This window comes from Nocardia sp. NPDC050697 (assembly GCF_040654395.1).
Lineage (GTDB): Bacteria > Actinomycetota > Actinomycetes > Mycobacteriales > Mycobacteriaceae > Nocardia.
Window position 1 is genome coordinate 24953 of record NZ_JBFAHY010000006.1, and the last position, 21364, is coordinate 46316.

Genomic DNA, 21364 nt, shown 5'->3' on the forward strand with positions numbered 1-21364 from the left:
CGGGTCCTGGACCCGGACTTCCTCAGGCTTCATAGATCGTCACACCCCGGTGCACGGTCCGCAGGCAGCGCGGGAGCTTCGCGCCGGGGTCGAGGGGTGGCAACCCGGGGACCCGGGAGCGGGGGTCGGTGGACCAGCGCTGCACGGTGTCGGCGGCGGCCGCCACGACGAGCTCCTCCGCCTCCCAGACGGCGTAGGAGGCGGGGGCGCCGGGGACCAGCGTCCCGGCGACCCCGTCGCGGACCCCGCCCGCCCGCCAGGCCCCGCGGGTGGCGGCGGCGAAGGCGGCGCGCGGCGAGAGCCCGTGCCCCGGCGTCCGGTGGTGCACCGCGGCCCGCACCGCCGACCAGGGGTCGAGCGGCGTGACCGGCGCGTCCGAGCCGATGGCGAGCGCGACCCCGGCGGCGGCCATGGCGGCGAAGGGGTTGAGCGCGGCGGCTCGCTCGGCGCCGAGCCGGGTGGCGTACATGCCGTCCGGCCCGCCCCAGGCGGCGTCGAAGCCGGGCTGCACGCTGGCGATCACCCCCCAGCTCGCGAGCGCGGCGATCTGCTCCGGCGAGATCATCTCGGCGTGCTCCACCCGGTGCCCGCGGGCGGCGACGGCGGGCGCTCCGAGCTCGGCGGCGACCCGCCCGATCCCCTCGACCACCGCGTCCATCCCGGCATCGCCGATCACGTGGAACCCGGCCTGCACCCCGGCCACCGTGCAGGCCCGCACGTGCGCGGCGACCCCGGCGGCATCCAGGTACCCGACCCCGTGCCCGCCGCCGTCGGCGTAGGGCGCGCGCAGCAGCGCGGTGTGCGAGCCGAGCGAGCCGTCCACGAAGAGGTCGCCGCCGAGCGCGTGCACCCCGAGCTCGGCGACCAGCGCCCGCGCCTCGTCCGCGTCGTGCACCGCCTCGCCCCAGTAGGCGCGCACCGAGACGCCGTGTTCGAAGGCGAGCAGCTCGGCCAGGTCGGTGCGGCCCGCGATCTCCGGCCCGCCGCACTCGTGCACCTCGGCGACGCCGTGCGCGGCGGCGGCGTCCAGCGCCGCGGCGCGGGCCCGGTCGCGCAGCCCGCGGTCGGCGCGCTCCAGCGCGGCGGCGCGCACCAGGTGGTGTGCTTCGGCCCGGAGCGGCTCGCCCCGCACGAAGCCGGCGGCCGCGCGCACCCCGGGCACCGCGTCCAGCAGCGCGGTGGAGACGGCGGCGGAGTGCACGTCGACCCGGGAGAGGTAGACGGCCCGGCCCGGCCCGGCGGCTTCATCGATCTCGGCGGTGCTCGGCGGCCGCCGCTCCGGCCAGCCGGTGTCGTCCCACCCGTCGCCGAGCAGCACCCCGGACGGGTGCGCGGCGGCGAAGGCGGTGAGCAGCTCCAGGCAGTGCGCCAGCGAGCGGGCGGTGGAGAGGTCGAGCCCGATCAGCTTCAGCCCCAGCGCGGTCACGTGCACGTGCGGATCGACGAAGGCGGGGGCGACGAAGGCGCCGTCCACATCGATGATCTCCGCCCCCGGGTGCAGTGCCCGCCCCGGCCGCTCCGCGCCCAGCCAGACCACGGTGCCGTCGGTGACCGCCATGGCGGTGGCATCGGGCGAACTCGCGCTGTAGAACCGACCGCCGATCAGCAACTGCGTAGCCACGGAGCACCAGTCTGCCGTACCCGGCGGCACCGGGCGGGGTCAGCCCTTGGTGAGCGCGCGGCCGCCGGAATCGCCGGGCGCCGGTTCCCACACGGTGCGCACCACCGCGCCGTCGACCACGGTGCCGTCGGCGTCGATGATCACCCGATTCGCCCGCACGCCGTCGAGGACCCGCGCGGCCCGGCGGGCGGCGAAGGCGGTGAGCGCCGGGCGCAGCAGTGCGCGGGTGGGCGGCAGCAGCACGAGCAGCCCGAGCACCGAGGTGAGCAGCCCGGGCACCAGCACGAGCAGCGCGCCGGTGGCGACGAGCGCGCCGTCCGCGACGGCGCTGCCCGCGGTCAGCTCGCCGCGCCCGACCCGGCGGAACCCGTCCAGCACCTTCCGGCCCTGCCCGGCCACGAGCAGGACCCCGGCGGCGGAGCAGGCGATGAGCAGCAGGATGGCGGCCACCACTCCGGCGAAGTGTGCGACCGCGACGAACGTAGCGATCTCGGCGACGAGGTAGACGGCGAACAGTACGGCGGGCATGGCGTTCCTTCCGGGACGATCTACCGGTACCAACGCGCGAGCGCCCGATTTTTCTCCCGGCGCTACCCGCCCGGGCGTACCAGTCCGGTCTCGTAGGCCAGGACGACGGCCTGCACCCGGTCGCGCAGCCCGAGCTTGGTGAGCACCCGGCCCACGTGCGTCTTCACCGTCGCCTCGGAGAGGAAGAGCTCGCCGGCGATCTCGGCATTGGAGCGGCCCGCCGCGATCTGCTCCAGCACCTCGCGCTCGCGGGCGGTGAGCGCGTCGAGCAGCGCCGGATCGCGGGAGGGCACCGGGTCCTCGGCGATCAGCCGGTCCAGCAGCCGCTTGGTGACCTTGGGCGAGACCACGGCGTCCCCGGCGGCGACGCTGCGGATGGCGGAGACCAGGTCCTCCGGCGGGGTGTCCTTGAGCAGGAAGCCGCTGGCCCCGGCGCGCAGCGCGCCGAGCGCGTGCTCGTCCAGGTCGAAGGTGGTCATGACCAGCACCTTGCAGCCCGCCCCCGCCGCCAGGATGCGGGCAGTCGCGGTGACCCCGTCCACCACCGGCATCCGGACGTCCATGAGCACCACGTCCGGGCGCAGCTCCGCGGCCTTGCCGATGGCGGCGGCGCCGTTCTCCGCCTGCCCGACCACCTCGAGGTCGTCATGCGCGCCGAGCACCATCTTGAGGCCCATGCGCATGAGTTCCTGGTCGTCCACGACGAGCACGGTGATCGGCACGATCCCACTGTATCGGCGGTGTCACGGGGTTTCCCGGCTCACCGGGAGCTCCGCCACCACCCGCCAGCGCCCGGACGGCTCCCGCCCGGCCTCAATCACCCCGCCGAGCACCGCGATCCGCTCCCGCATCCCGACCAGCCCGAGCCCGCTGCCGGTGATCGCGGTGTGCACCGGGACGCCGCCGGTGTCCACCACCTCGATGTGCACCCGATCCCCGGTGCGGCGCACGGTGACCCACGCCTTGGGGTGCGCGCCGGCGTGCCGCAGCGTGTTGGTCAGCGCCTCCTGCACCACCCGGTGCACGCCGAGGCTGACCTCGGGCGGGACATCGTCGAGCTCGCCGCTGAGCTCTAGGTCGACCGCGAGCCCGGTGTCCCGCATCATCGCCACCACCGTGGCGATCCCGGCGGTGCCGTGCTGCGGCAGGTCGTCGGGGGCGTGCTCGGTGCGCAGCAGCGCGACGGTGCGGCGCAGCTCGCGCAGGGCGTCCCGGCCGGTGCCCGCGATGGTGGCGAGCGCGCGCTCGGCGGCGTCGGGGTCGCGGTGCAGGGTGTAGCGGGCGCCGTCGGCCTGCACGATCATCACGCTCACCGCGTGCGCCACCACGTCGTGCAGCTCCCTGGCGATCCGGGTGCGCTCGGCGGCGACGGCGTCGTGCGCGCGGCGCTCTCGGTCGTAGTCGGCGACCGCGAGCCTGGCCTGCACCTCGGTGTCGTAGGCGTGCCTGGCGCCGGTGAACTCGGCCAGCGTCCAGCACAGCGCGTAGAAGGTGAGCGTGAAGGCGACCACCGAGGCCGGGTCCTCGCCGAGGACCAGCATGGTGGTGACGCCGTCGGCGAGCAGCAGCGCGAGGTAGAACAGCCCCTGCCGCCTGCCCACGTACGCGACCAGCGTGTACAGCGCCAGCCCGAGCCCGAGCGAGCTGGGGTGCAGGGTGTGGTCGCCGAGCGCGCCGGAGACCCCGGTGCTCAGCTGGGAGAACACGAACAGCGCCAGCGCGGCGCTGCGCGGGTAGACCCGCCGCACCACCACCGGCAGCGGCAGCAGCAGCGCGAAGACCAGGAAGACCGGCTTCTGTGTGCTGTTCTGCAGCGCGGTCAGGTCGAGCAGGAAGAGCGCGAGGGCGAGCACCGAGTCGGCGACGACCGGGTTGTCTCGGACCCACAGGCTGAACCGGCGCACGCCGCCCACCCTAGGCCGGGCGGCGTCTGCTTGGCTGATGGCGTGCAGGCGACGGACTGGCTGGTGCTGCTGACGGCGGCCGCGGCCGCGGGCTGGGTGGACGCGGTGGTCGGCGGCGGCGGGCTCATCATCCTGCCGATGCTCTTCCTGGTGTCGCCGGGGATCGCGCCGCAGACCGCGCTCGCCACCAACAAGATGGCGGCGGTCGCGGGCACCTTCGCCTCGGTGCTGACCTTCGCCCGCCGGGTCCCGCTGCGCTGGCCGGTGCTGATCCCGGCGGCGCTGCTGGCCGCGGTGACGGCGGCGGCCGGGGCCGCGGCGGTCGCGCTGATCGACCGCGACCTGTTCATCCCGATCGTGCTGGTGGTGCTGGTCGGGGTGGCGATCTTCGTGACGCTGCGGCCCGCGATCGGCGTCACCATGGCGACCGACCCGCCGTCCCGGCGGCGCACGCTGCTGGTGATCGGGCTCGCGGCCGGGCTGATCGGCTTCTACGACGGCATTCTCGGCCCCGGCACCGGGACCTTCCTGATCATCACCTTCGCCACCCTGCTCGGCACCGAGTTCGTGCGCGCGGCGGCCATGGCCAAGGTGATCAACTGCGGCTCCAATGTGGGCGCGCTGCTCTACTTCACGCTCACCGGGCACATCCTGGTGGCGCTCGGCGCGGCCATGGCGGTGGCGAATATCGCGGGCGCGGTGGCGGGGTCGCGGATGGCGCTGGCCAGGGGCGCCGGGTTCGTGCGGATCGTGCTGCTGGTGGTGGTGATCGGGATGGTGCTGCGGCTGGGGTGGCAGCAGTTCGGCTGAGTCAGCGGTGCCCGGCCAGCCACGGGCGCAGCACCCGGGTGGTGGTCTCGTGGATGCGGCGCTGCAGCCGCTCGCCATCGGCCGGGTTGCCCTCCTGGAAGACCACGGTGAGCGCGCCGGAGACCGCCCCGACCACGCCGCCGACCAGCGCGGCGGCGCCCACCTCGTCCAGCTCGTCGGGGTAGGCGCGGTGCAGGTGCCTGGCGATCTCGCGCTGCGCCACCAGCTGGGCGTGCGCGGCGCGGCCGCTCACCGCCGGGACGGTGCGCGAGATCCGGGCGCGGAGCAGCGCGAGGCGGGCGGCGAGGTCGTCGATGAGGTGCTCGCCGGGGGTGTCGCCGACGGCGCGCAGCGCCCGCAGCACCACCTCGATCGGCTGCTCGCCCGGGCGGCGCGCGGCCACCGCGGCGATGGCGGCGCGCACCCGCTCCTCCGGGTCCGGGAAGAGCAGCTCCTCCTTGGAGCCGAAGTAGTTGAAGAAGGTCCTGGTGCCGACCTCGGCGGCGGCCGCGATATCGGCCACCGTCGTCTCCTCGTAGCCGCGCTGCTCGAAGAGCTCCGCGGCGGCGGCGAGCAGCGCGCGGCGGGTGCGTTCGCGTTTGCGGTCACGGAGGGCGGAGGGCGGCACGAGCGCACCGTACGACACCGTCCGGTCCGGACGCGGGAGGCGCGACACGGCGGCGGAACGCGGCGCGTTCGGATCGGCGGGAGCGCGACCTACCGGCTAGCGTGGGCGCGTGAGCATTTCGCCCTCCCCCGGCGCACCGCACGAGGTGGACGCCGAATTCCTGGCGCTGCCGCTGCGCCTGCTGGCCGACGCGGCGCTCGGCGCGGCCCGCGCCGCCGGCGCCGAGCACGCCGATCTGCGGGTGCACCGGCTGGTCACCCAGTCGATCCGGCTGCGCGACGGCCGGGTCGAGGCGATCACCGACGGCACCGAGCTCGGCTTCGCGGTGCGGGTGATCGTCGACGGCACCTGGGGCTTCGCCTCGCACGCCGTGCTGACCGCGGAGACCGCGGCCGAGGTCGCCCGGCGCGCGGTCACCGTGGCGACGGCGCTGCGGGCGCTGAATCGCGAGCGGGTCGAGCTCGCCGACGAGCCGGTGTACGCCGACGCGCGCTACGTCTCGGACTACGCCGTCGACCCGTTCGCGGTGCCGACCGGCGACAAGGTCACCCTGCTGCAGGAGTACTCGGAGCGGCTCGCCGCCGCCGACGGCGTCGACCACGTGACCGCCTCGGTGCTGCAGGTCAAGGAGCAGACCTTCTACGCCGACACCGCGGGCTCGGCGATCACCCAGCAGCGGGTGCGGCTGCATCCGCAGCTGGAGGCGGTCACGGTGGACGCGGGCTCGGGGGTCTTCGAGTCCATGCGCACCCTGGCCGCCCCGGCCGGGCGCGGCTGGGAGTACGTCACCGGCGCGGACGGGGTCTGGGACTGGGACGACGAGCTGGCCCGGATCCCCGGCTGGCTCGCCGAGAAGGTGAAGGCGCCGAGCGTGACCGCCGGCCCCGCCGACCTGGTGATCGACCCCACCAACCTGTGGCTCACCATCCACGAGTCGATCGGCCACGCCACCGAGTACGACCGCGCCATCGGCTACGAATCCGCCTACGCCGGAACCTCCTTCGCCACCCCGGACAAGCTCGGCACGCTGCGGTACGGCACCGAGGTCATGCACGTCACCGGCGACCGCACCGAGCGCTTCGGGCTGGCCAGCACCGGCTGGGACGACGACGGCGTGGCCGGGCAGCGCTGGGACCTGGTGCGCGACGGCATCCTGGTCGGCTACCAGCTGGACCGGGTCTTCGCGCCGCGGCTCGGGCTGGCGCGCTCGAACGGCTGCTCCTACGCCGACTCCCCGCACCACGTGCCGATCCAGCGCATGGCGAACGTCTCGCTGCAACCCGACCCCGAACGGGATACCAGCACCGCCGAGCTGATCTCCCGGGTCGAGGACGGCCTCTACATCGTCGGCGACCGCTCCTGGTCGATCGACATGCAGCGCTACAACTTCCAGTTCACCGGGCAGCGCTTCTTCCGGATCCGGAACGGCGAGCTCGCCGGGCAGCTGCGCGATGTCGCCTACCAGGCCACCACCACCGACTTCTGGGGCGCGATGGAGGCGGTGGGCGGGCCGTCCACGGTCCGGCTCGGCGGCGCCTTCAACTGCGGCAAGGCGCAGCCCGGCCAGATCGCGGCGGTGAGCCACGGCTGCCCGTCGATCCTGGTGCGCGGCGTCAATGTTCTGAACACCCGAGCGGAGGCGGGGCAGTGACCGCGAACGAGACCGTCCCCGGCGGCGACCTGGTGGAGCGCGCGCTCGCGCACTCCACCGCGGACGAGACCATCGTGCTGGTCACCGACGCGCACGAGGCCTCGCTGCGCTGGGCCGGGAACTCCATGACCACCAACGGCTCGTCCATCTCCCGGAGCTGGTCGGTGGTGGCGATCGTGCGCGAGGGGCCGAACGCGGCCCGCGTCGGCGTGGTCGGCTCGACCAGCATGGACCCGGCCGAGATCGCCCCGGTGGTGCGCGCCGCCGAGGCCGCCGCGCGCGGCGCCACCCCCGCCGGTGACGCGGTGCCGCTGCTCGAGGCCGCCGCCACCCGCGGCACCGGCGACGACGACTGGGCGGCCGACCCCGCCGGCACCGACATCGAGGTCTTCGCCGGGCTCGCCCGCGACCTGGCCACCGGCTTCGACGGCGCCGACCGGCTCTACGGCTTCGCGCACCACCAGGTGCACACCACCTGGCTCGGCACCTCGACCGGCGTGCGCCGCCGCTTCACCCAGCCCACCGGCTCGGTGGAGATCAACGGCAAGCGCGGCGACGGCGACGAGGTGGCCAGCGCCTGGGTCGGGGTCGGCACCACCGACTTCGCCGACGTGGACACCCCCGGGCTCCTCGCCGACCTGGGCCGCAGGCTGGACTGGGCGGGCCGCCGGGTCGAGCTGCCCGCCGGGCGCTACGAGACGCTGCTGCCGCCCTCGGCCGTCGCCGACCTCATGATCTACCTGGCCTGGTCCATGGAGGGCAGGGCCGCGCACGAGGGGCACACCGCCTTCTCCAGGGCGGGCGGCACCAGGATCGGCGAGCAGCTGACTCCGCTGCCGCTCACGCTCTACTCCGACCCGCGCGCCGCCGGGCTGGAGTACCGGCCCTTCGTGGCGACGCCCGCCTCCTCGGAGCTGCTCTCGGTCTTCGACAACGGGCTGCCCGCCGAGCGGGTGGACTGGGTGCGCGAGGGCGCCGTCCGCTCGCTGGTCTACCCGCGCGCCACCGCCGCCGAGTTCGGCACCGCGCCCACCGTGCCCGGCGACAACCTGCTGCTCACCGGCGGCTCGGCGGCCACGCTGGACGAGATGGTCGCGCGCACCGAGCGCGGCCTGCTGCTCACCACGCTCTGGTACATCCGCGAGGTCGACCCGGCCACGCTGCTACTGACCGGGCTCACCCGCGACGGCGTCTACCTGGTGGAGGACGGCGCGGTCACCGCGGCGGTGAACAACTTCCGGTTCAACGAGAGCCCGCTGGACCTGCTGCGCCGCACCGCCGAGGCGGGCGCCACCGAGATCACGCTGCCGCGCGAGTGGAAGGACTGGTTCACCCGCACGGCCATGCCGCCGCTGCGCATCCCGGACTTCCACATGTCCTCGGTGAGCCGGGCGACCTGATCAGGCCGGGGCCGGCGCCGGGGTGATGGCCAGCCCGATGGTGCCGTCCTTACCGCGCCGGATATTGCTGCCGAGGATGAGCAGCGGCGCGGTGAGCCAGTACTTGCGGCGCAGCAGCGAGCGCACCTTCTCGGTGCCCGCGGCATCCAGCACCCGGGCGGTGCCGTGCTCGATCGCGTCGCCGCTCGGCTTGCCCGTGGCCGAGCAGGGCTGCAGGGTGACGGTGCCGTCCCGGCGGATCCGCTTGACCTTGCCCGCGTTGGTCTCGGTCCACACGTAGAGCGTGTCGCCCTCGGAGACCGCCCAGACCGGCGTCGCCACCGGCGTGCCGTCCTTCCGGAACGTGGTCAGCAGAACGTAGTTCGCGGTGGCGACGGCGCCGAAGCTTGTGCTCATGCCCGGCAGCGTAGCCGGGAATGTCAGCGATCGTCCGCCATGCGGTACTCCCCCGCTTCGAGCCGCGCGATCACGCCGTCGGTCCAGCGGGTCAGGTTGCCGAAGACGCCGCTCCAGAGTTCCAGCAGGTCGGTGGTGTGCGGGGTCTCGTAGCGGCCGGGGAAATCCGGCACCATGCCGAGCAGCTCGCGCCGCACCTCGGCGCTGCGTGTTCGCTGCTCGCGTAATCGTGCGAGCACGTGCGCGCGGGGCAGCGCGTCCATGAAGGCGATGGCGGCCCCCAGCTCCTCCATGTCGATGCTGACCAGCGCCTCGTCCATGAGCGCGCGGAATTCCCGCTCCCCCGCCGGGGTCAGCGCGTAGAGGGTGCGGCCGGGGCCGCGGTCGCCCGGCTCGGTGCCGAGCTCGCGCAGCTTGCCCTCGCCGGTGAGCTGCTTGAGCGCGTGGTGGATCGAGCCGGGGCGCACATTGGTCCAGGTCTCGGCGCGCCAGTCGAGCAGCTCGCGGCGCACCGCGTAGCCGTGCGCCGAGCCGCGCGCGCGGATCACCCCGAGCACCAGCAGGCGTACCGCGGCCATCCGCGCCCCTTCCTTGACGAGCCGAGTGGCCTCACCCTAGCCTGGTAATCAAATTTGACTACCTAGGAGGGGTTGTGGCGGATTTCGCCGTACCGGTCATGTGGGCGGGCGAGCTGGGCGAGACGCTCGAGTTCTACAAGACGCTCGGATACGAGGTGACCCACGAGCAGAGCAGGCCGTACAGCTACGGTGCGATCCACCGGCCCGGCTACGACCTGCACTTCTTCGCCCCGCCGAAGGCCGGGGAGCGGAGCACCGAGAACGTCGGCTGCCTGGTGCTGGTCGCTGAGGTGGAGCAGCTGCACGCGGGCTTCAGCGCCGCGCTGCGCGCGAAGTACGGGAAGGTACCCGCGCGCGGCCTCCCCCGGATCACCCGGATGCGGCCCGGCCAGACCCGCTTCACCGTCTACGACCCGGCCGGCAATGGCGTCACCTACATCCGGCACGACGAGCCGGAGATGGAATACGGCGGCTCGTCGAGGCTCACCGGCCTCGCCAAGGTCATCGACAACGCCCGCATCCTGCGCTTCTCCAAGCAGGACGACAAGGCGGCGCGGCGTGCGCTGGAGTCCGGGCTGCGCAGGCACGGCGCCACCGCGACCGCGCTGGAGCGCGCGCACGCCCTCGCCGACCTGGTGGAGATCGCGGTGGCCGAGGAGGATTCGGCGCGCGCCGCCGAGCTGCGTGGGACGATCGCGGAGCTGCCGCTGAGCGCCGAGGAGCAGCGGGTGATCGCCGAACACCTGCGGATCGCCACCGACCTGGCGGAGTGGCTGGACGCCGACTGAGGTTTGCGCCCCGGCACCACGGCGGGGAGGATCGCGGCCATGGCCACGGATGTGCAGCTGATCGGTGACGCGCTGGAGTTGCCCGGCGGGGTCCGGGTGACCTTCGTCCGGACGCTGCGGCTCCCCGAGGAGGGCACCTTCCCGCTCCCGCCCGGGCTCGGGTCATTCCCGCTGCGCTGGGTGGCCGACTACCCGGAGACGGTGCCCGCCGAGTGGCGCGAGCGCGGCGGCGTGATGCTGCCGGTGTACCAGCGGGAGGCCATGTGGCTGCGGTTCTCGGCGGCCGCGCCCGCCGCGCTGCGGGTCGGGATCGGCAAGGTGTGCGCCGTCTCCGGGAAGCCGTGGCGGGACGCGCTGGACCGGAAGCCGCAGAACTACCTCGCGCTGCCGCGCCAGCCCTGGCTGGACGGGATCAACTCCGGCACCGGGACGGTGCGGCAGTTCGTCGCGGTGCCGCTCGGGCTCGGCGCCACCGTCGAGGGGCAGGTCACCGGGCGCGAGGAGTGGGGCGGGGTGCAGCTCGCGGTGCATCCGCTCACCGAGGCGGCGCGGGCCGCGTGGGACGCCGAGCAGCGGGCCCGGCCGCCGGTCGCCAGGGCGGGCGGGCCCATGCCCGCCATGCCCGCGGCGTACTCGGCACCCGCGCCCGCCGGTGGCGCGCCGAAGCGGCGGGCCATGGGGCTCGGGGCCGGCGGCACCATGCGGCAGGAGATCGTCGCCGACACCCGCCCGGTCACCGACTACCGCCCCGACCCCGCCGCGCGGGTCTTCGTGCACCTCGCCTCGGCGGCGGAGTGGCGGACGATCACCGGCGAACCGGCCCCCGCCACCCCGATCACCGCGCACGCCTACGCCGAGCACGGCCTGCCCTGGTTCGACTACTACGACGCCGACGCCGCCGACCTGCCCGCCGCCGGCACACTCGCCGGGGTCCGCCCCACCGGCGACTGGCTGGCCGACGAGGGCGCCGACCCCGCGCCCACCAAGCCGCTCCCGGTGATCCAGCTCGGGGACAAGCCGGTGGCCGACGGCGAGTGGTGACCGGCTTCCCCCGGGGTGTCACCGGGTCGCGGTAGCGTGCCCGCCATCGACGTCCCCGACCGGGAGGAGCCCCCGTGCCACCCATCGTGCGTGTCCAGAACTTCGGCGTCTCCGCCGATGGCTTCGGCGCAGGCGAGGGCCAGAGCCGCGACCGTCCCTTCGGCCACGCCGACCCGGGGAGACTCCTGGGCTGGGCCGGTGCCACCGCGCACTGGGTGAACCGCACCGACCCCGGCGGCAGCTACGGGCTGGACGACTACTTCACCCGCGATTTCGCCCGCAATATCGGCGCCGAGATCATGGGGCGCAACAAGTTCGGGCCGCAGCGCGGGCCGTGGGCGGATTACGAGTGGGAGGGGTGGTGGGGCACGGAGCCGCCGTTCCGCACCCCGGTCTTCGTGCTCACCCACCACCCCCGGCCGTCCATCACGCTCGGGGAGACCACCTTCCACTTCCTGGACGCCACGCCGCGGGAGGCGCTGGATCGCGCGCTCGAGGCCGCGGACGGGCGGGACGTGCGGATCGGCGGCGGCGTGCAGACCGTGCGCGAGTTCCTGGCCGCCGACCTGATCGACACCCTGCACATCGCCGTCGCGCCGATCGAGCTCGGCCGCGGTGAGCGGCTGTGGAGCGGGCCGGAGGAGCTCACCGACCGGTTCCACCTGGAGAAGGTGCCGAGCGCGAGCGGTATCGAGCACCACCTGTTCTGGCGGCGGTAGCGCTCAGGCGGCGGTGAGGATGCGCGGGCCGTCCGGGGTGACGGCGACGGTGTGCTCGGTGTGCGCGGTGCGGGAGCCGTCGGCGGAGCGGATGGTCCAGCCGTCCGGGTCGGTGACGATGCGGTCGGTGCCGCGGGCGAACCAGGGCTCGATGGCGATGGTCAGCCCCGGGCGGAGCTTGTAGCCGCGGCCGGGGCGCCCCGCGTTGGGGATGTGCAGGTCCTCGTGCATGGTGCGGCCGATGCCGTGGCCGCCGTACTCGGTGTTCACCGGGTAGCCGGCGGCCCGCGCGACCGCCTCGATGGCGGCGGAGACGTCGCCGATCCGATTGCCGGGCTCGGCGACCTCGATGGCGGCGGCCAGCGCCTCCTCGGTGGCCCGGATCAGCCGCAGGTCCTCGGCGTCCGCGGTGCCCACCGCGATGCTGACGGCGGCGTCGGCGGCCCAGCCGTCGATGGTGACGGCGAGATCGGCGGTGAGCAGGTCGCCGTCGCGCAGCGCGTAGTCGAAGGGGAGGCCGTGCAGCACGGCGTCGTTCACCGAGAGGCAGACGGTATTGCGGAACGGGCCGCGGCCGAAGGACGGCGCGTAGTCCCAGTAGCAGGAGACGGCGCCGCGCTCGGCGATCCGCTCGCGCACGTACAGCTCCAGGTCGAGCAGGTTCACCCCGACCCGGGCGCGGTCGCGGACCCCGGCCAGCACATCGGCGACGAACGCGCCGGTGACCCGCATGCGCGCGATCTCCGCGGGGGACTTCAACTCGACCATGGACACCTCCGGTATAGGAATACCGGGCCAACGGTAACCCAGCCGGTATTTGAATACCAATTCTTGCGGTATTTCAATACCGACTCTAGGGTGGCCGCATGGTTCGCCTCCCCCTGACCCCGGCCCAGCTCGAAGCGGGGCGCAGGCTCGGCGCCCGGCTGCGCGCGGCCAGGGCCGAGCGCGACCCCGCCGCGATCGCGCACGCCGCCGGGATCTCGCCGGAGACGCTGCGCAAGATCGAGACCGGGCGGCTGCCCTCGCCCGGCTTCGGCACCGTCGTCGCGCTCTGCCACGCACTCGACCTGCCGGTGCAGGAGCTGGCCGAGGTCTGGCGCTCGGCCGGGCTCGCGGAAACCGCCTGAGGCGGCCGCCCGCCCTACTCCAGTTCGCCCTCGGTCTCCAGGTAGACCTCGCGCAGCCGGTCCAGCGTCTCCTGCTCGGGCTGCGCCCACATGCCGCGCTCGGCGGCCTCCAGCAGCCGCTCCGCGATGCCGTGCAGCGCCCACGGGTTCGACTGCGTCATGAACTTGCGGTTCACGTCGTCGAAGACGTAGCTCTCGCTGAGCTTCTCGTACATCCAGTCGGCGACCACGTCGGTGGTGGCGTCGTAGCCGAAGAGGTAGTCGACGGTCGCGGCCATCTCGAAGGCGCCCTTGTAGCCGTGCCTGCGCATGGCCTCCAGCCAGCGCGGGTTCACCACGCGGGCGCGGAAGACCCGGGTGGTCTCCTCGGAGAGGGTGCGGGTGCGGACCGCGTCCGGGCGGGTGCTGTCGCCGATGTAGGCCTCCGGGTTCTTCCCGGTGAGCGCGCGCACGGTGGCGACCATGCCGCCGTGGTACTGGAAGTAGTCGTCGGAGTCGGCGATGTCGTGCTCGCGGGTGTCGGTGTTCTTCGCCGCCACCGCGATCCGCCGGTAGGCGGTGCGCATGTCGTCGGCGGCCGGGGCGCCGTCCAGGTCGCGGCCGTAGGCGAAGCCGCCCCACGCGGTGTAGACCTGCGCGAGATCGTCGTCGGTGCGCCAGCTCTTGGAATCGATGAGCTGGAGCAGCCCGGCGCCGTAGGTGCCCGGCTTGGAGCCGAAGATGCGGGTGGTGGCGCGGCGCTCGTCGCCGTGCTCGGCGAGGTCGGCCGCGGCGTGCGCGCGGACGTAGTTCTGCTCGGCGGGCTCGTCCAGCCCGGCCACCAGCCGCACCGCGTCGTCCAGCAGGGCGAGCACGTGCGGGAAGGCGTCCCGGAAGAAGCCGCTGATCCGGACCGTGACGTCGATGCGGGGGCGGCCCAGCTCGGCGAGGTCGAGCACCTCGAGCGCGGTGACGCGGCGGCTCGCCTCGTCCCACACCGGGCGCACGCCGAGCAGCGCGAACACCTCGGCGATGTCGTCGCCGGAGGTGCGCATGGCGGCCGTGCCCCACACCGAGATCCCCACCGAGCGCGGGTACTCGCCGTGGTCGGCCAGGTACCGCTCCAGCAGCGAGTCGGCCATGGCCTGGCCGGTCTCCCAGGCCAGGCGGGAGGGGACCGCCTTGGGGTCGACCGAGTAGAAGTTGCGGCCGGTCGGCAGGACGTTGATCAGGCCGCGCAGCGGCGAACCGCTCGGCCCCGCCGGGACGAAGCCGCCGTTCAGGGCGTGCAGGACGCGGTCCAGCTCGATGCCGGTGCCGCGCAAGCGGGGGACGACTTCGCTCGCCGCGAAGCGGAGCACGGTGCGCACCGGTCCGGTGTCGGTGACGCCCTCCAGCGCGGCGCGGATCGCGCCCGTGCCGGCCGGCGCGGCCGCTGAGACCGCGCCCACCGGCGTGGTGGTTGCGCTGCCCGCGGAGATCGCGCCGTTCGACGCGGTGGCGGGGGCGGGGGCGGGGGCGTCCGCCGTACCCGTCGGCGCGGCGGCGGTGTCCGTCGTCGTGACGGCGGCGGTGTCCGTCGTCGCGGCGTCGATGATGGCGTCGACCGCGTCGACGGACCAGTTCGCGGCTTGCAGCGCGGCGACCAGCGCACGCGCCCGCTCCTCGACCTCGTCCACGCGGGAGCGCGATTCACTCCCGGACTCGTCCAGCCCGAGCGCCTCGCGCAACCCGGGCACCGACTGCTCCCCACCCCAGAGCTGGCGGGCGCGCAGCATGGCGAGCACCAGGTCCAGCTCGGTCTCCCCGGCGGGCGCCTGCCCGAGAATGTGCAGCCCGTCCCGGATCTGCACATCCTTGATCTCGCAGAGCCACCCGTCGACGTGCAGCAGCATGTCGTCGAAGACGTCCTCCTCCGGACGCTCCGCCAGCCCCAGGTCGTGGTCCATCTTGGCGGCGCGCATGAGCGTCCAGATCTGTTGCCGGATGGCGGGCAGCTTGGCCGGGTCCAGCGCGGAGATATTGGCGTGCTCGTCGAGCAGCTGCTCCAGCCGGGAGATGTCGCCGTAGGTCTCGGCGCGCGCCATGGGCGGGATCAGGTGGTCGACCAGGGTCGCGTGCGCGCGCCGCTTGGCCTGGGTGCCCTCGCCGGGGTCGTTCACCAGGAACGGGTAGATGAGCGGCAGGTCGCCGAGCGCGGCATCGGTGCCGCAGGCGGCGGACATGCCGAGCGTCTTGCCCGGCAGCCACTCCAGGTTGCCGTGCTTGCCGAGGTGCACCACGGCGTCCGCGCCGAACCCGTCCGCCAGCCAGCGGTACACCGCCAGGTAGTGGTGGCTGGGCGCGAGATCCGGGTCGTGGTAGATGGCGACCGGGTTCTCGCCGAACCCGCGCGGCGGCTGCACGATCAGCACCACATTGCCGAAGCGCAGTGCGGCGATGACGATCTCGCCCGCCGGATCGGCCGAGCGGTCCACGTAGAGCTCGCCCGGCGGCGGGCCCCACGCCTCGATCACCGCCGCGCGCAGCTCGTCCGGGAGCGTCTCGAACCAGGCGGTGTAGGCGGCGGCGCCGATCCGCACCGGGTTGCCCTCCAGCTGCTCGGCGGAGAGCCAGTCCGGGTCCTGCCCGCCGGCCGCGATGAGCGCGTGGATGAGCGCGTCGCCGTCCCGCTCCTCGAGCCCGGGCACCTCGCCGGGGGCGCCGAGGTCGTACCCGGCGGCGCGCAGCTCGGTGAGCAGCCGGATGGCGCTGGCGGGCGTGTCGAGGCCGACCGCGTTGCCGATCCTGGCGTGCTTGGTCGGGTAGGCGGAGAGCACGAGCGCCAGCTTCTTCTCGGCGGCCGGGATGTGCCGGAGCCGGGCGTGCCTGGTCGCGATCCCGGCGACCCGGGCGGCGCGCTCCGGGTCGGGCACGTAGGTGGAGAGCCCGTCGGCGTCGAACTCCTTGAAGGAGAACGGGACCGTGATGATCCGGCCGTCGAACTCCGGCACCGCCACCTGGGTCGCGACATCCAGCGGGGAGAGGCCGTCGTCGTTCGCCGCCCACTGCGCGCGGCCGGAGGTCAGGCAGAGCCCCTGCAGGATCGGGACGTCCAGCGCGGCGAGCGCGGCCACGTCCCACGCCTCGTCGTCACCGCCCGCGGCGGCGGTGGCCGGGGTGCTTCCGCCCGCCGCGAGCACGGTGACGATCAGGGCGTCGGCGGCGCGCAGGGTGTCGAGCAGCTCGGGTTCGGCGGTGCGCAGCGAGGCGCAGTACACCGGAAGCGGCCTGGCGCCCGCGGCCTCGAGGGCCTCGCAGAGCGCGGCGATGTAGCCGGTGTTCCCGGCCAGGTGCTGGGCGCGGTAGTAGACCACCGCGACGGTCGGGCCGTCGACCGGGGCGGCCGCACGCTCCAGCACGCCCCAGGCGGGCAGCTGCACCGGCGGGGCGAAGCCGTGGCCGGTGAGCAGCACGGTGTCGGAGAGGAAGTGGTGCAGTTCGCGCAGGTTGTCCGGGCCGCCGGCGGCGAGGTAGTTGTGCGCGTCGGCGGCGACGCCGCCCGGCACCGTGGAGAGCTCCATGAGCTCGGCGTCCGGGGCGTTCTCGCCGCCGAGCGCGACCAGCGGCACGCCCGCGGCGCCGAGCGCCGCCAGCCCCTCCTCCCAGGCCCGCTTGCCGCCGAGGATGCGGACGATCACCAGGTCGGCGCCGTCCAGCAGCCCGGGCAGGTCGTCGACGAGCAGCCGGGCGGGGTTGGCCCACCGGTAGCCCGCGCCGCTGGCGCGGGCGCTCAGCAGATCGGTGTCGGAGGTGGAGAGCAGCAGGATCACGAACGACCTTCCTCGGGAGACGCGCCCAGCGGGATGTGGCGCTCGCCGGAGAGGGTCTGGCTGTGAACAGTGGCGCGACCGCACCGGAGTTGCACCGGTTTCCTCTGCGCTTCCCGCGAGCACCGGGGATGCTACCGGGGGCGCCCGGTCCCGCCCGAACCGGCGTCGGCGCGCGGATTTCGTAGGCTGGGGTGGTCATGACGCGATCGAATGCTGATTCCTGTCCCGGGGTGCTGCGGCTGCACGAGGCCGCCGACGGCCCGTTGGCCCGGGTGCGGGTGCCGGGCGGGCAGCTCGGCGCCGCCGGGTTGCAGGCGCTGGCCGAGGCGGCGGCGGAGCTCGGCGACGGCGCGCTGGAGCTGACCTCGCGCGGCAATATCCAGCTGCGCGGCATCCGGGACGCCGCCGCGCTCACCGAGCGGCTCGGCGCCGCCGGGCTGCTGCCGAGCGCCACCCACGAGCGGGTGCGCAATATCGTCGCCTCGCCGCTCTCCGGGCTGGCCGGCGGGGTGGCCGATGTGCGCGAGCTGGTCCCGGCGCTCGACGCCGGGCTGCGGGGAGCCCTGGAGCTGGCCGCGCTGCCGGGGCGGGTGCTCTTCACGCTGGACGACGGGCGCGGCGATGTCAGCGGGCTCGGTGCCGATATCGGGCTGCACGCGGTGGAGCCCGGGGTCTTCGCCATGCTGCTGGCCGGGGCGGACAGCGGGATCCGGGTGGCGGCCGGCGACGCGGTCGGGCTGGTGCTCGCCGCCGCGCGCGCCTTCGCGGAGATCCGCGGCGGCGGGTGGCGGCTCGCCGAGGTGCCGGACGGGGCCGCGCGGGTGCGCGAGCTGCTCGGGTTCGCGGGCACCGCCGCGGGTCCGGTGGTGCCGGATCCTGCGGAGCAGCCGCCGATCGGCTGGCTGCCGCAGGACGACGGGCTGGTCGCGCTCGGCGCCGGGGTCCGGCTCGGGGTGCTGCCCGCGCGCACCGCGCTCTTCGTGGCGGCGGTGGAGCGGGACGTTCTCGTCACGCCGTGGCGTGGGCTCGTCCTCCCCGGCCTGGACGAATGGACCGCCGAGCAGGTGGTGCGGGTGCTCGCCCCGATGGGGCTGATCTTCGACGCGGAGTCGCCGTGGGTGCGGGTCAGCAGCTGCGCCGGGGCGCCCGGGTGCGCGAAGTCGCACACCGATGTGCGGGCGGATGCCACCGCCGCCGTGGAGTCGGGTCGCGTGCTCGACGCCGCGCGGCAGGGCGATCGCGGTGGAGCCGACACCGCCGACGAACGAGCTTCGGCGCCGCAGGGGCGTGCCGACGTCGCCGCTGCCGCTGCGACCGCCCCTGCCTCGACGACCGACACTCCCGCGGCGACCGGCCCGGTACCGGCCGAGGAGGTCGAGGCATCCGGGCGCCAGCACTGGTCCGGGTGCGAGCGCCGCTGCGGGCACCCGCGCGGCCCGGCCACCGATATCGTCGCGGGCCCGGACGGCTACCGGGTGACCGAGCCGTGACCGGCCACGTCCTACTGTTGACCCCATGTCCGTAACCCGTGCCGGCTACCTCACCGATGGCGCCGAGATCTACCGGCGATCCTTCGCCACCATCAGGGCGGAGGCGAACCTGGACCGCTTCCCCGCCGACGTCGCGCAGGTGGCGGTGCGGATGATCCACGGCACCGGCCAGGTCGATCTCGCCGACGACATCGCCTTCTCCCCCGGCGTCGTCACCGCGGCCCGCACCGCGCTCCGGGCGGGCGCCCCCATTCTCTGCGATGCCACCATGGTCGCCGCCGGCGTCACCCGCAAGCGCCTCCCCGCCGAGAACGAGGTGCTCTGCACCCTCGGCGACCCGCGCACCCCCGCGCTCGCCGCCGAGCTCGGCACCACCCGCTCCGCCGCCGCGCTCGAGCTCTGGCGGGACCGGCTGGCGGGCGCCGTCGTCGCCATCGGCAACGCCCCCACCGCGCTCTTCCACCTCTTCGACATGCTCGACGCCGGCGCCCCGCGCCCCGCCGCGATCCTCGGCATCCCGGTCGGCTTCATCGGCGCGGCGGAGTCCAAGGAGGCGCTGATCGGCTACGGCGGGGTCGAGTACCTGACCGTGCGCGGCAGGCGCGGCGGCAGCGCCGTCACCGCGTCCGCGCTCAATGCCATCGCGAGCGAGGCGGAGTGAGCGGCAAGCTGTGGGGCATCGGGCTCGGCCCCGGCGACCCGGAACTCGTCACCGTCAAGGCGGCGCGGATCATCGGCGCGGCCGAGGTGATCGCCTTCCACAGCGCCAGGCACGGGCGCAGCATCTCGCGCGCGATCGCCGCGCCGTACATGCGGGCGGGCCAGCTCGAGGAGCACCTGGTCTACCCGGTGACCACCGAGACCACCGACCACCCCGGCGGGTACCAGGGCGCCATCGACGAGTTCTACGAGCAGGCCGCCGAGCGGCTCGCCGCGCACCTGGCCGCCGGGCGCTCGGTCGCGCTGCTCGCCGCGGGCGACCCGCTCTTCTACAGCTCGTACATGCACATGCACCGGCGGCTGGCCGACCGCTTCGAGGCCGAGATCGTGCCCGGCGTCACCTCGGTGAGCGCCGCCTCCGCCGCGCTCGGCACCCCCCTGGTCGAGGGCGAGCAGGTGCTCACCGTGCTCCCGGGCACCCTGCCCGCCGCCGAGCTCGCCGAGCGGCTGCGCGGCACCGAGGCGGCGGCCGTCCTCAAGCTCGGCCGCACCTACCCCGCCGTCCGGCAGGCGCTCGCCGACGCCGGCCGGCTCGGCGACGCCTTCTACGTCGAGCGCGCCAGCACCGGGCGCCAGCGCGTCCTGCGCGCCGCCGACGTGGACGAGGGCTCCGTCCCGTACTTCGCCATCGCCGTCGTACCGGGGCCGAAGCCGGAGACGCCCGTTCCGCTCACCGCGGAGGGGGTTCGCGCGGAGCCACCGCGCCCGGCGTCGAACGGTGTGGGCGACACCCGATCCGGTCCGGCAGCTCGGGCACGCACCACGACCGGCGGCGCGCTTACAGCGGATGGGGCCGGTCCGCTCGGCGCACCGGCGCGGAGCAGCGCCGAGCATTCCGCGATGGGCGAGGTCGTCGTCGTCGGCCTCGGGCCCGGCGATCCGAACTGGACCACCCCGGAGGTCACCGCCGCCCTGGCGGAGGCCACCGACCTGGTCGGCTACACCACCTACATCGACCGGGTCCCGGCCCGGCCGGGCCAGCACCGCCACGCCAGCGACAACCGGGTGGAGTCGGAGCGCGCCGCCATGGCACTCGACCTGGCCCGGCGCGGCGCCCGCGTCGCCGTCGTCTCCTCGGGCGACCCCGGCGTCTTCGCCATGGCCGCCGCCGTCCTGGAGGAGGCCGCCGACCCGCGCTGGGCGGGCGTCCCGGTGCGGGTCCTCCCCGGCGTCACCGCCGCGCACGCCGTCGCGTCGCGGGCCGGCGCCCCGCTCGGCCACGACTACGCGACCATCTCGCTCTCCGACCGCCTCAAGCCCTGGGAGGTCGTCGCCGAGCGCCTCGCCGCGGTGGCCGCCGCCGACATGGCCATCGCCGTCTACAACCCCGCCTCCTCGCAGCGCGCCTGGCAGGTCGCCGCCATGCGCGACCTGCTGCTCGAGCACCGCGCCCCGGACACCCCGGTGATCCTCGGCCGCGATGTCGGCGGCCCCGCCGAATCGGTCCGCATCGTGCCGCTCGCCGACCTCGACCCCACCGAGGTCGACATGCGCACCCTGCTGATCATCGGAGCCTCCACGACCGCGGTGCACGGCCCCCGGGTCTTCACCTCGCGCCGCTACGCCACCCTGCCGCGCTAAAATTCCACAAAGGAAGGTGCGCCGCATGAGTGAACCCAAGCCCAAGCCGCTGAACGCGACCGCCGCCTCGCTGCTCGGCTTCCTGCACGAGGGCCCGCGCTCCGGCTGGGACCTGGTGACCGAGGCCCAGCACCGGATCGGCGACTTCTGGACCGTCACCCAGAGCCAGGTCTACCGCGAACTCGCCGCCATGGACACCGCGGGCCTGGTCGAGAAGGGCGAGGCAGGCGCCCGCGAGCGCACCCCGTACCGGATCACCGAGGCGGGCAAGGCCGCCTTCGGCGCGTGGATCGCCCGCGACCCCGGCGCCGAGACCATCCGCGTCCCGCTGCTCCTCACCCTGAACTTCGGCGAGCACCTCGACCGCGCGCACGTGGACCGCATCGCCGCCGCCAACCGCGCCGTCCACCAGCAGCGGCTGGACGGCTACCTCGCCCAGGAGTGCCCCCCGCAGGCCCGCTACCAGCGCGCCACCCTGGAGTTCGGCATCCGCTACGAGCGCGCCGTGCTCTCCTGGTTCGACGATCTCGCCGCGATCCTGGACGGCCGACTGGAGTAGCCTGAATCTCCGCACCCGCTGCGGAGATG

The 21364-nt window shown here is 74.6% G+C and carries 20 protein-coding genes; 11 read left to right on the forward strand and 9 right to left on the reverse strand.

The genetic code is table 11. The features are described 5' to 3' along the window. Nucleotides 1-22 precede the first annotated feature (22 nt). The 4 genes from AB0H71_RS21045 to AB0H71_RS21060 all read right to left on the reverse strand — a co-directional run bounded on the left by AB0H71_RS21045 (nucleotide 23) and on the right by AB0H71_RS21060 (nucleotide 4053). A complete protein-coding gene (locus AB0H71_RS21045; RefSeq protein ID WP_357023366.1) occupies nucleotides 23-1621 on the reverse strand; it encodes an amidohydrolase family protein in 1599 nt (532 codons plus the stop codon). 39 nt (nucleotides 1622-1660) lie between these two features. Beyond that, nucleotides 1661-2149 (reverse strand): FxsA family protein, encoded by a 489-nt coding sequence (locus tag AB0H71_RS21050; RefSeq protein ID WP_357023369.1) that lies wholly within the window; start codon nucleotides 2147-2149, stop codon nucleotides 1661-1663. Nucleotides 2150-2211: 62 nt separating this feature from the next. After that, on the reverse strand, nucleotides 2212-2871 hold the full coding sequence (locus AB0H71_RS21055) for a response regulator transcription factor (RefSeq protein ID WP_357023372.1): 660 nt from the start codon (nucleotides 2869-2871) through the stop codon (nucleotides 2212-2214). 21 nt (nucleotides 2872-2892) lie between these two features. Then, complete coding sequence (locus tag AB0H71_RS21060; RefSeq protein WP_357023375.1) at nucleotides 2893-4053, reverse strand: sensor histidine kinase; 1161 nt, start codon at nucleotides 4051-4053, stop codon at nucleotides 2893-2895. A 42-nt stretch (nucleotides 4054-4095) separates the two neighbouring features. Here AB0H71_RS21060 and AB0H71_RS21065 point away from each other — a divergent pair, with 42 nt between their 5' ends. Next, complete coding sequence (locus AB0H71_RS21065) at nucleotides 4096-4863, forward strand: TSUP family transporter (RefSeq protein WP_357023378.1); 768 nt, start codon at nucleotides 4096-4098, stop codon at nucleotides 4861-4863. 1 nt (nucleotide 4864) lies between these two features. Here AB0H71_RS21065 and AB0H71_RS21070 read toward each other — a convergent pair whose 3' ends face one another. Further along, nucleotides 4865-5491 (reverse strand): helix-turn-helix domain-containing protein, encoded by a 627-nt coding sequence (locus tag AB0H71_RS21070; RefSeq protein WP_357023380.1) that lies wholly within the window; start codon nucleotides 5489-5491, stop codon nucleotides 4865-4867. A 109-nt stretch (nucleotides 5492-5600) separates the two neighbouring features. Between AB0H71_RS21070 and AB0H71_RS21075 the strand changes: the two genes are divergently transcribed. Together AB0H71_RS21075 and AB0H71_RS21080 are read left to right on the forward strand one after the other, a co-directional pair. Then, complete coding sequence (locus AB0H71_RS21075) at nucleotides 5601-7142, forward strand: TldD/PmbA family protein (protein ID WP_357023383.1); 1542 nt, start codon at nucleotides 5601-5603, stop codon at nucleotides 7140-7142. After that, nucleotides 7139-8542 carry a metallopeptidase TldD-related protein gene (locus AB0H71_RS21080; protein ID WP_357023386.1) on the forward strand — a complete coding sequence of 468 codons (1404 nt, stop codon included), beginning with the start codon at nucleotides 7139-7141 and terminating at the stop codon, nucleotides 8540-8542. Before AB0H71_RS21075 ends, AB0H71_RS21080 begins: the two co-directional genes overlap by 4 nt. On the opposite strand, the gene AB0H71_RS21085 is transcribed toward AB0H71_RS21080, so the two are convergent. Continuing rightward, a complete protein-coding gene (locus AB0H71_RS21085; protein ID WP_357023389.1) occupies nucleotides 8543-8938 on the reverse strand; it encodes a PPOX class F420-dependent oxidoreductase in 396 nt (131 codons plus the stop codon). It lies immediately after the preceding gene. Between the two features lie 23 nt (nucleotides 8939-8961). Then, on the reverse strand, nucleotides 8962-9516 hold the full coding sequence (locus AB0H71_RS21090) for a helix-turn-helix transcriptional regulator (RefSeq protein WP_357023392.1): 555 nt from the start codon (nucleotides 9514-9516) through the stop codon (nucleotides 8962-8964). A gap of 74 nt (nucleotides 9517-9590) precedes the next feature. On the opposite strand from AB0H71_RS21090, the gene AB0H71_RS21095 reads away from it, so the two are divergent. From AB0H71_RS21095 to AB0H71_RS21105, 3 genes are all read left to right on the forward strand, one after another. Further along, a complete protein-coding gene (locus AB0H71_RS21095) occupies nucleotides 9591-10304 on the forward strand; it encodes a glyoxalase (RefSeq protein ID WP_357023395.1) in 714 nt (237 codons plus the stop codon). Nucleotides 10305-10343: 39 nt separating this feature from the next. After that, a complete protein-coding gene (locus AB0H71_RS21100; RefSeq protein WP_357023398.1) occupies nucleotides 10344-11345 on the forward strand; it encodes a hypothetical protein in 1002 nt (333 codons plus the stop codon). 74 nt (nucleotides 11346-11419) lie between these two features. Continuing rightward, nucleotides 11420-12064: a dihydrofolate reductase family protein gene (locus tag AB0H71_RS21105; RefSeq protein WP_357023401.1), complete on the forward strand. Its 645-nt coding sequence runs from the start codon at nucleotides 11420-11422 to the stop codon at nucleotides 12062-12064. A gap of 3 nt (nucleotides 12065-12067) precedes the next feature. On the opposite strand, the gene map is transcribed toward AB0H71_RS21105, so the two are convergent. Then, nucleotides 12068-12832: a type I methionyl aminopeptidase gene (gene map / locus AB0H71_RS21110; protein ID WP_357023404.1), complete on the reverse strand. Its 765-nt coding sequence runs from the start codon at nucleotides 12830-12832 to the stop codon at nucleotides 12068-12070. Between the two features lie 98 nt (nucleotides 12833-12930). On the opposite strand from map, the gene AB0H71_RS21115 reads away from it, so the two are divergent. After that, nucleotides 12931-13194, forward strand: coding sequence for a helix-turn-helix transcriptional regulator (locus AB0H71_RS21115; RefSeq protein ID WP_357023408.1), 264 nt, complete (start codon nucleotides 12931-12933; stop codon nucleotides 13192-13194). A 14-nt stretch (nucleotides 13195-13208) separates the two neighbouring features. Here the strand turns inward: AB0H71_RS21115 and cobN are convergent, their stop codons facing one another. After that, on the reverse strand, nucleotides 13209-16985 hold the full coding sequence (cobN, locus tag AB0H71_RS21120; protein ID WP_357023410.1) for a cobaltochelatase subunit CobN: 3777 nt from the start codon (nucleotides 16983-16985) through the stop codon (nucleotides 13209-13211). Nucleotides 16986-17182: 197 nt separating this feature from the next. On the opposite strand from cobN, the gene cobG reads away from it, so the two are divergent. Genes cobG through AB0H71_RS21140 form a run of 4 tightly spaced genes read left to right on the forward strand, consistent with a single transcriptional unit; the run spans nucleotide 17183 to nucleotide 21335 of the window. Then, a complete protein-coding gene (cobG, locus tag AB0H71_RS21125) occupies nucleotides 17183-18475 on the forward strand; it encodes a precorrin-3B synthase (RefSeq protein ID WP_357023413.1) in 1293 nt (430 codons plus the stop codon). A gap of 25 nt (nucleotides 18476-18500) precedes the next feature. Beyond that, on the forward strand, nucleotides 18501-19136 hold the full coding sequence (locus AB0H71_RS21130; RefSeq protein ID WP_357023415.1) for a precorrin-8X methylmutase: 636 nt from the start codon (nucleotides 18501-18503) through the stop codon (nucleotides 19134-19136). After that, nucleotides 19133-20776: a precorrin-2 C(20)-methyltransferase gene (locus AB0H71_RS21135; protein ID WP_357023420.1), complete on the forward strand. Its 1644-nt coding sequence runs from the start codon at nucleotides 19133-19135 to the stop codon at nucleotides 20774-20776. The genes AB0H71_RS21130 and AB0H71_RS21135 overlap by 4 nt, the downstream gene beginning before the upstream one ends. A 25-nt stretch (nucleotides 20777-20801) precedes the next feature. Further along, nucleotides 20802-21335, forward strand: coding sequence for a PadR family transcriptional regulator (locus AB0H71_RS21140; protein WP_357023423.1), 534 nt, complete (start codon nucleotides 20802-20804; stop codon nucleotides 21333-21335). Nucleotides 21336-21364 lie beyond the last annotated feature (29 nt).